We start from the raw sequence: 2747 nt of genomic DNA, 5'->3' as shown, positions 1-2747 counted from the left end.
TTTAGGGGATTTTGGGGAATTTTGCAAAGGTCTCTATTTGTCTGCCAATTCAACACAGAGGCAATGATGTTCTCTTTGTTGCCAATGCCTCAGTTTGTATATTCGTCGTATTTGTCGGGGTCTTCGTATGCAATACGAAGTTTTGAATCATTTTTCAGCGAAAGCAGGGGATTTGAGCTATCGCCAACATCAAACATGAAGGTATCGATACCGCAAAGCTTCTACAGGAATGTAAAAACATTGCCGGTTTCCTCATGTAAAACATCAATAGCATAGATTGCATTTTCGGCACTGGATCCTGAAATATGCTCAAATGCTGGATACTCGACATACCAACCGTATGCGAAGTCTTTGTGGGTTTTAAAGCAATCAGACAGGTTCACTTTGGCCAACAACTTGCGAACCGCAGAAAACAGTTTTTTGCTAGTTTGATCCAAAGTAACCTGATGATTCTGAACATCCAGGGCTTCGAACCCTGTCTGTTCAGTTCCTTTCAGCTCATCCTCTGCATCAGTCTCTGGGCTATCTTCTTTAGCTGGCACAGATTCAATAGATGAATCCCCTGACTCAGTGTTATTTTCAGATGCTTCTTTTTGATGCAAATTGACATCTTGTTTGACAGCTGTTTCAGATTTATTCTTATCAGATAAATTTTCTGTTTCAGGAAAGGCTTCAGTACCATATTCAAATTTGAATTTGTTGAGTACAAACTGACAAAGCTCATGTACGTCTAACTCTGTTGCAGAATATTGGTTATGCCACTGATCCAGCACATCTGACCATAAATATTGGAAAGAGTCGTCCAACTGAATTGATTTAGAAATTGAGAACAGGGTAGAGTGAAGTTTTTTAATTTCTTCAACTTTTGCATGGGAAAGTTTGAATGCGTATTCTTGAAGCTCCTGTAAGTTATCAGAAGCAAAAAAGAACAGTCCTAGAGTTTTATGAGAAACCGTAAGCCCTTTATCAGAAAACATCACCTCCAGTTCGCGCAAAGAAAGTTTCCCTGAGTCAGATTTATCTTGGAAAATATCGCGAATTTCGGCGTATTTGCAGGCTTTATCCCAAAAACACATTTCAGCACGCAGTTCGTTTTCAACAAGGTGCGCAACCTGCAATGTAGTTTCGTCAGAGTAGGGGATGTAAATGCACGGCATCATACGGAAGCGGTTATCGCCAGTTTCTTCCAAGAGTTCGCGCAAGATTTTGAGACGGGTATTACCACCCTGTGCCAGTACATATTTACTTTCACCAGGTCGCTGGGTAACGTGTACCGGTTGTTGAATACCTGAAGAACGAATGGACTCTTTGATGGCCTCATAGCTGGAAACATCATGTAAACGGCGTGGGTTTTTGTCAAAGAAATCGATCTCGCTGATTGGCAACGACATTAACATGCCCTGAGAAGGAGTATCCTCGAGGCCAAAACTCATATTTGTCTGTGCAGGTGTACCGATGTGTAGGCTCAAAGCTGCTTTGGTTTGGCCCAGATTCATGACTGTACCTCCTCTTGCAGCAGGCTGGTCATGTCGTTGAAACAGCTTCCACGCAATTTTTTATTTTCGATACCAGGGAAAATCTCATAAACAATACGGTGCATGATTTCATAAGCGGGCAGCATCTTTCCAAGCTGTTTACGCTCATGGCAATGAACAGGAACTCGTAACGTTGTGGCTTCCTTATATGCTTTGGCAGCAGGAACTGCTACGCTCAGCAATTTACGTCTGTCGTCTAAGGTATTACTAAAGAAGTCTTTGATAGAGGATGCGATGAATTTCGCATCATTGGTACGATCTTGCGCGTAGATGATGGCTCGTAATTGAGGCATGGGGATGCGCATTGCTTCGCCTTTTTGCAGTCGCTTCAGAAGTTCTTGGGTACCAGTGAGAAACTCACGGGCACTCAAAACTTCAGGCATAATCGGGCAAAGCAAGCATGTAGCAGCGAAGGCAGCTGTATCCAAGAGAGGGCCGACTGCACCCTGAGTATCGATCAAAACCACATCGTAGTTATTCTGTATGTATTGTGAATGCAGTTTGCTTCTCAGCAAAAAGGCACGATCGGGACGAGAAGTTACTTCAGTCTCGACAAAAGCAGAAATGTTATTGGAAATAACGATGTCTAAATTTGGGAAAACGGTATTGGATATTGTTGAGCGGATGACTTCTTCGGTATTTTCACCGAGAAGCAATTCGACAATACCATTTGGAGCGCGGTGGCTTATTGGGTAGTATTTAGACAGTGATGGCTGAACGTCGCAGTCGATCATTAGGACGCGGAGTCCAATATCAGCGAGAACGCCAGAGACATTAGCAATGAGTGTTGTTTTGCCTACGCCGCCTTTGGTAGCGGCCGCAGACAATATTACGGGTGCGGACATAATATTTCCTTGTATAATCAAGGAACAACGTCAGCGAGAAGAGGCAATTCAAGACGCGAAGAATATGCTTAAATCATCTTTAATAGGAAATTTAACATAATATAAATTATTTTCCTTTTTCCTATTCTTCTACAAATTCCGCTTATTGTTCCTATATGTCAAATGAGAATCAATGATACTCTAGAGAGTGTGCTCATAGTACTCCAATTTTTAGAAAGTGAATTCGTTGAGCCTTTTTATTTCCACATACCTTATTGCCTGGTTGCATTGTATATTCTGTAATTATTATCAACTTATAAAGGTAGATATACTGGCTGAGACCTTTGCAAAATCCCCCCAAAAAATCCCCTAAATTCCCACCAAGACA

2 protein-coding genes are annotated in these 2747 nt (G+C 41.9%); both read right to left on the bottom strand.

What is annotated here, in order from left to right; translation table 11 throughout:
* Positions 1-221: 221 nt before the first annotated feature.
* A complete protein-coding gene (locus HMPREF3139_RS02655; RefSeq protein WP_234396211.1) occupies positions 222-1496 on the bottom strand; it encodes a ParB family protein in 1275 nt (424 codons plus the stop codon).
* Positions 1493-2380 carry a ParA family protein gene (locus HMPREF3139_RS02650; protein WP_049323310.1) on the bottom strand — a complete coding sequence of 296 codons (888 nt, stop codon included), beginning with the start codon at positions 2378-2380 and terminating at the stop codon, positions 1493-1495. The genes HMPREF3139_RS02655 and HMPREF3139_RS02650 overlap by 4 nt, the downstream gene beginning before the upstream one ends.
* Between the last annotated feature and the right edge of the window lie 367 nt (positions 2381-2747).

Origin of the sequence: Neisseria sp. HMSC15G01 (assembly GCF_001808255.1) — a bacterium.
Taxonomy (GTDB): domain Bacteria; phylum Pseudomonadota; class Gammaproteobacteria; order Burkholderiales; family Neisseriaceae; genus Neisseria; species Neisseria subflava_A.
Note: the sequence above shows the minus strand (reverse complement) of the source record. Positions and strands in the feature narration are given on the sequence as shown.